The sequence below is a fragment of the Emticicia sp. 17c genome, assembly GCF_037153985.1.
Classification (GTDB): domain Bacteria; phylum Bacteroidota; class Bacteroidia; order Cytophagales; family Spirosomataceae; genus Emticicia.
Genome location: NZ_JBBAYI010000001.1, coordinates 1,069,434 through 1,076,228, shown reverse-complemented (window position 1 = coordinate 1,076,228; position 6,795 = coordinate 1,069,434). Strand labels below are relative to the sequence as shown.

Genomic DNA, 6,795 nt, shown 5'->3' with positions numbered 1-6,795 from the left:
ATTCCAAATAACTGGTTGCAGGCCGTATTCACGGCAATAAATGTAGTCTGTCATGTTGTTTTAAGTTTAAATTGAACATGACAAATTTATGCAATAAATGAAGGATTTATTAAGATAATTTATTATTAAAATTTATTGTAAAAATGTAATATTGTATTTTACAATTACGGGATTGTTTGAATTTATTAAAAATGTATACATATATAGATGAAGATAATAGTTTTGACGGGATTAATGAGCAGTCAACTAATGATGAGATAATTGATGCAATTTTAAAGAGGCTGTATAAATCATGTGAAACCGAGTATGTTTCTGATTGGAAAATAAGTTTTCTGTCTGATAAAAGAATAAAAAATATTGTCGAGGATATGTTAGCAGCTAAAATTGTAGAAATCGCAGATATAGTTTATGGAACAAGTAATTATCCACTAAAAATAATTCAGAATGGAAAAAAAATTATTGAAGAAAATGGCGGATGGTTAAATTATTCAGCTATTGAAAAACGAAAAATTCAGGCAAACTTACTTATTCAAACTTGTGAGAGGATTCTATATGAAATATATGATAATGGCTATATCGCCTTATCCATAGATACTGAAGATTTGTTTAAAGGAATTGATAGGCTATTTGCTGAAGGATTAATTTATGAAAGTCAGAAGGCTGTATATAGACTTACGGCTGAAGGATTTAGAGTAGTCGAAACTGGTGGATTCCAAAATTGGCTATATATTGGAAAGAAACAAGAAATTTTTGCAACACCTAAAATAGATAATAAAAATATGAATGCAGCCCAACGGTTAAATTTAATAAATCAAATAGCATTAAAGTTACAAGCAGACTATAATACTAAAAATATCAATGCTTTTTTAACATCTTATGGTTTTAAAGAGGGTTTACAAGGAAGTGTTTCAAGCAAAAGAACTTATGTAAATGATATTTTGATTAAATCCAATGAAGGATTATTATTATTAAAAATGGCTAAAGATTTGGGTATTGATATATCAAATATTTCAGATTCTACTGAAACTGAACAATTAAATACGAAACAAACTCCTATGAAAGCAAGTAAGATTTTTCTTAGCCACGCATCCGATGATAGTAAAATTGTAGATGTATTTTTAGAATTTTTAGAAACTATTGGCGTAAGTGATGAAAGAATTTTTTACTCTTCTAAATCATGGACAGGGGTTGGAATTGGAGAAGATTTTTTAGACAGAATAAAAAGTGAGATAAATGAAGACACAATCGTGATAACATTTCTTTCTGAAAATTTTTATAAGAGTATAGTTAGTATTTGCGAAATGGGTGCTGCATGGGTAAAGACTGAAAAAACGCAGGCTATTTTAATTCCTCCGTTTGATTATAGTAAAATGGAAGGAGCAATTAAGAAAACAAAAATAGTTCTGAAAATGGATAGAACTTTTAGAATTACTGAGTTAAAGGAGTATATCGAAAAAGAAATGGGCTTATCCCCAATGAGTAATACAAAATGGGAGCATAAAAGAACAAAATTATTAAATGAAATAGCAAGAGTTCTAAAATTAGAATAGCAATTTAATTTTATAATAAAGCCCATCAATAACGATGAGACTGTAAATTAAACTGTGTTTAAAGTAAAATTAACATTTTAGCTAAATTGTAAAAATTAAGATTTGATATTACAGACAACTGACTTTAGCTAAGAATAAATCTTACATTTCTTATAAGTAATAATTGAGTGTAAGTGCCTTATTTTCAATCTTAGAGATGAGAAATTGAAATTTATATATTGTCAGATAATAAAAATCTAATTTTCTCCAAAGTGTTGATTTAAATTTAGTTTTTTACAATTTAAACATCTACGCAAATACGCTACGTATTAATTGCTTTAATTTACACATTACTAAAGTTATATTTGAAATAATAACCCTTTTAATTTAAATAAAATGCCAATCTTAGATTTATATTCTGATGAGGACGAAACATACGATTTCTATAATTATGATGATATTCCCAAACCTGTAAGAATCCAAATTAAATCAGTTATTACAAGAACAATAGGGGAGGTATTTATAGGCTCAAAATCGGCGCAAATTTATGATGACTTCCATAAGTTACTCTGTGTTCATTTTGGTAAAGAAAGCCTTGCAAATAATAATGATTTTTATGGTAATTCTAGCATGAAAAATATATTCTATTATTTTGTAGAGGAGGCATCAAAAGTTGAAGCTCTAAAAATTATTGATTTATTTTTTAAACTGTTTAGTAATTGGGCAAATAACTTGCAAATTTATTTTCCATATACTCAAGAAGCCAAGCGTATCGAGTTACGTCCAAAAGATGCAATTTTTGAACTAAATCATTGGCTTAAAAAAGGCGGAATTGGGTACCAATTTGAAAGTGGAAGGATTATTAGGTTAGACTCAACTTTCGTTCATTCCGAAATTGTAAAGCCTACATTAAAACTTCTTGGAAATAATAAATTTCATGGGGCTAATGATGAATATTTAAAAGCACATGAACATTATTTGGAAGGGAAGAATAAAGAATGCTTAAATGAATGTATAAAAGCATTTGAAAGTACATTAAAAGTAATCTTAAATGAAAAAGGGTGGAGTTACGATGTAAACAGGGATACATCAAGAGCCTTAATTCAAATATGTATCACAAATGGTTTAATTCCTTCTTCTCTACAAGATTACTATACAAATTTTACAAGTCTTTTGTCGGGTGGTGCATCAACATTGAGAAATAGACTTGCGGCTCATGGGCAAGGTGAAAAAATTGTAACTGTCGATGATAGTGTAGCAAGATATGGATTAAATTTAACAGGTTCTAATATTATCTTTTTAGTAGAACAAAGTGGAATAATATAAAATTAAAAAGCCTTTCAGTGCATTTTCCCTATTAAGTTAGAAACTTATAGAGGGCATCCACTAAAAGGCTTTTTAATTATACAACTACTTTTACGGCATCTTACATAAAATCATTTATGTTGATAACAATAAGATGTGCAATTACATCTATCAGTAAGGTCTTGGAAAAACTTACTAATACCCAAATTTTATTACGCTTTAACGATTTGTAAGAATGATTTCTACCTATCATTCTTTTAAATTTAGACGGGTGTTCCATAATTACTATTGTTTATTTGAAAATATAATTTATCTAATATCATTTGTAAAGTGACATACAAATATAATACAAATATATTTAGAAAAAACAATACAAGATTCTGTAAAATCCAATAAAATAAATGAAAAATTCTACAATCTTCGATAAATTCAATAGATTATTAAATAGTGCAATTTGTTTAAAAGTATTATATTTTGATTTTACCTTATTTTAAGAAATTATCATAAATAAAAAGTAAGATTGAGTTTATCTTAATATCAAAAAATGGATTTTTGGAAAATATTATTCTAATTTTCCGAAAAAATTGTCAAAACTTATTTTTTTTTCATTTTAAAATAAAAAAGTCAAAATATTTTTTTACTTAAGAATTACGCGACACTTTTTTCTTTAATATATCATGAGATTTCAAAAATTAGACCTATTAGAGGAAAAAACTCTGACAGATTTAGTACAACAGCATCCAAATGATTTGACTCGAAAACGTGCACAAAGTATTTTATTAAGTAAAGATAAATTTGAAGCACCACATATAGCAAGGCTTTTAGAAGTACGTACAAGAACAATATATTCTTGGTTTGACAGATTTGAACGTATGGGTTTTCTAGGACTATTGGTAGAAAACTCTGGGAAAACTGCTAAACTTTCTGTAATAAAAGCTCAACAACAAGAAAAAATACTGAAGTGGATAGATAAAGGGGAATCATTAGAAAGAATTGCTTATCTATTTTCTAAAACCTATAAGTTAGATATTAGTACGTATATGATAAGAACTTGGATAAAAAAAAATCAAATTGAATGGAAAAGAATAACAAAATATCATAAAAATAAATTAGAGATAGAATAAACAAAAAAAGCCGTTGAAAAACGGCTTTTTTGCTTGATTAGAATGGCAAATCGTCGCCACCATTACCACCGCTTTCGGTCGTGGCTTGTGTGCCTGTTTTCTCCGTTGCTGTACCTTCTTCTTTCTTCGCGCTTAACAATTCTATATCGGTTGAAAAGATATTGATTTTAGGCACCCATTTGTTCAACTTTTCCGACCAATAGGTATCAAGTTTAAATCTACCCTGTAAATAAATCTTGGTGCCTTTTTTCAAAAATTCGGCCACCTTTAAATTGTTGGTCGAACAGTCGTACCAAGTTGTTTTTTCTTCCACTTTATCACCGTTCTTTTTTCTGATGGTACAACCTACTGAGAAGGCAGCAAATTTGTTGTTGTTTACTTCTTTGATTTCGGCATCTTGTCCGAGGTTGCCAATAAGCGTAATTACTTGCATAACTGATGTTGTTTATATGTTAAAAATTTATTTTTGCTGGTGGTAAAGTATTGGGAAGGCTTACAGGCTTAGCCGTTAAAAGGCTTTGTTGCTCGTATAGGTCAATGTATTTTTCAACTACTACGTACGGTTTTTCAACCCTTCCGTTTATGTTTTTAGCTTTCTTAACGCACTTGATATGGGTTAAAAATTCGCCTAAAACCTTAATTGATAGTCTTTGTTTCGTGAAGCCCTCCAATTGCCTAAGAATCTGCATTGGGGTTTTATACTGAGCATTTGGAGGAATATTTTTTTCATCTAATACAGGGTCGAAAAACTCATAAAATAGTTCTTCTTCTGGCTTAATTACTCGATAAGAATTAGTATCAAACTTTGCTAGTTCGCTGGTGTCGTACCAGTATTTTACCCCATTAACAAATAGCATATATGCCTCAAACCAACATTTATCAATATCAATACTTGATAATAATTCGTAGTTGATATTCAAGACTTCAAACGGAAAGTAACGGCGGTTTTTTCCTGTATCCGCTAAAAATTCACGACCATTGATTGACCCACAAAAATTGCAAATTCGAGGTATGAACGTATTAAAAACGGCATGAGGAAGCCGTTTAAAGTCATGAGGTTGTGTAATAATAGTTTTCATAGTTTCGCTATCCTTTCTTTGTAGGTTACGTAGTTGGTCGTCAATGTTGTATAGGAAAATACGGCCTAAATCAAGCCATATATCAATTCTATGAAGGTCTATTTTACTGGTCTTGCCATAGTCTTTTAAAGCCTGTGGAACAAGATTCATTAGCCAGCTAGATTTTCTTAAGCCTTCTTCGCCAATCAGAACCAAACACATTTGGTTTTGGCATTCGTAGTCGGTCATGCTATTAGCTACGCTGGCAGTCATCCAGTTACGCAGAAACTCACAAAATATGGTATGTATATTAACATCCTTATGGTTTGATTCTTGGAGTGTCAGGGTATCGGCAAGCCTGTAAATTTCTAGTTCTTTTATATCTTCAAGGCGTTCGTACTCCCAAGTATAACGGTTGGTTAATTGTTTAAAATAGTTTCTTATTGGGTGGTATTCAGGCGTAAAATTTGAGTTCAAAATAGTTAGCAAGTCATTTTTACTAACATTGTATTCTTTTTCTATTTCAATTTTTCTTATGATATTATTGAACTCAAATTCAGTTATAAATTTGTAAGGGGTGTTTTTGTCGTCGGTGTATTCAATCATGTTGTTAACTGTATTCCGACGGAACATATAAACACTATCCAACCACTCTTCAATAACTAATCGGTCGGTTTTTCTCTTTTGTTTAGCCATATCAGGTATTCGTTTAAATCTTTGTGGTTCGGGAAATTCCAAGCACTCGCATTTATAATGTATTTGGGTTGGTGTAGTTGTTTTATTTTGTCGTAGGCTTCCCTACCCCCTTTGTCGTTATCCAAGTAGCTATAAATTGCGTTTACGGGGCTGAAATCGAAGCGATTAAGCAAGGCGACAGAATTAAGAATCAAATAGTTTGCTTGGAACTTATGCACGTCTAATTCGATGAAAGAAAGGAAATCAAAGAAGCCTTCAAAGACCAGTAAATCAGATTGGTAATTGTCGATAAAGGTTATATCTTTTTTACCTAAACAGGCTTTAAAATCGTTAAATCTTAATTCGTAGCCGTCAGATGCGTTTTTAAAGCCGATAGCGGTGTATATCCGGTTGCTTGCCGTATGCTTATAAACCACTTCTTTACAATACTTTGAAAGAACGGTGTAGGATATACTACGGCTTTGTGCATAACTGATTAAATAGGGGTTTTTAATGTTCCTGACAGTCAGCAATTGCAATGCAGGTTCATTTTCTACTTGCTTAATCGTTACCGTTGCATGGTGTTCACCATTGAATTTTAGAAGCCATTCAACAGCAGCAGGAAAACTCAAATTGAAATATTTTTTCACAAAACCAATCGGGCTGTCTCCTTTGTCGTACTTCGTAGTTACTCCCCTATCAATCCAAAGGTTTTGTTTTTCGTCTACGCTAAAAGATGCTGTTCTTTCGTCTCTAAAGGGGCTAATAAAGAATGTTTCTTTAGCAGAACTATATTTGGGTTTATAGCCAATGCTTTCCAATAAGGCAATCATTGATACTGATTTTGCTAAATCTAATTCGTGTTGAGGCTTCATTATTTCAGCAGGTTTATTGCTTGTTTTACGTGTGATTCAAAAACCTTATTAGTCTTAAATTCGACCTGATTAAGCAGTTTTATTGCTTCGGTTTGTTTGCCTGTTAATTTCTCCAATTTGGCTTTCTGTGCATTTACTAAATCTTCACGGGCTTTTAGCTGACTTTCAGCATCAGCCAATTTGCTTTGTAGTGTTCGGATGATTGTATAATTGTCGTTCATTGTTGTAA

The 6,795-nt window shown here is 31.0% G+C and carries 7 protein-coding genes; 3 read left to right on the top strand and 4 right to left on the bottom strand.

What is annotated here, in order from left to right; all coding sequences use genetic code 11:
• Nucleotides 1-191: 191 nt before the first annotated feature.
• The 3 genes from WAA15_RS04555 (at nucleotide 192) to WAA15_RS04545 (ending at nucleotide 3,958) form a co-directional block, all read left to right on the top strand.
• Nucleotides 192-1,550, top strand: coding sequence for a toll/interleukin-1 receptor domain-containing protein (locus WAA15_RS04555; protein ID WP_337041303.1), 1,359 nt, complete (start codon nucleotides 192-194; stop codon nucleotides 1,548-1,550).
• A gap of 375 nt (nucleotides 1,551-1,925) precedes the next feature.
• On the top strand, nucleotides 1,926-2,855 hold the full coding sequence (locus tag WAA15_RS04550; protein ID WP_337041302.1) for an STM4504/CBY_0614 family protein: 930 nt from the start codon (nucleotides 1,926-1,928) through the stop codon (nucleotides 2,853-2,855).
• 656 nt (nucleotides 2,856-3,511) lie between these two features.
• A complete protein-coding gene (locus WAA15_RS04545) occupies nucleotides 3,512-3,958 on the top strand; it encodes a helix-turn-helix domain-containing protein (RefSeq protein WP_337041300.1) in 447 nt (148 codons plus the stop codon).
• Between the two features lie 37 nt (nucleotides 3,959-3,995).
• Here the strand turns inward: WAA15_RS04545 and WAA15_RS04540 are convergent, their stop codons facing one another.
• Genes WAA15_RS04540 through WAA15_RS04525 form a run of 4 tightly spaced genes read right to left on the bottom strand, consistent with a single transcriptional unit; the run spans nucleotide 3,996 to nucleotide 6,787 of the window.
• Nucleotides 3,996-4,391, bottom strand: coding sequence for a single-stranded DNA-binding protein (locus WAA15_RS04540; RefSeq protein WP_337041299.1), 396 nt, complete (start codon nucleotides 4,389-4,391; stop codon nucleotides 3,996-3,998).
• A gap of 19 nt (nucleotides 4,392-4,410) precedes the next feature.
• Complete coding sequence (locus WAA15_RS04535; protein WP_337041297.1) at nucleotides 4,411-5,712, bottom strand: VapE domain-containing protein; 1,302 nt, start codon at nucleotides 5,710-5,712, stop codon at nucleotides 4,411-4,413.
• Nucleotides 5,679-6,566 carry a toprim domain-containing protein gene (locus tag WAA15_RS04530; RefSeq protein WP_337041296.1) on the bottom strand — a complete coding sequence of 296 codons (888 nt, stop codon included), beginning with the start codon at nucleotides 6,564-6,566 and terminating at the stop codon, nucleotides 5,679-5,681. Before WAA15_RS04530 ends, WAA15_RS04535 begins: the two co-directional genes overlap by 34 nt.
• On the bottom strand, nucleotides 6,566-6,787 hold the full coding sequence (locus WAA15_RS04525) for a hypothetical protein (RefSeq protein WP_337041295.1): 222 nt from the start codon (nucleotides 6,785-6,787) through the stop codon (nucleotides 6,566-6,568). The genes WAA15_RS04530 and WAA15_RS04525 overlap by 1 nt, the downstream gene beginning before the upstream one ends.
• Nucleotides 6,788-6,795: the final 8 nt, after the last annotated feature.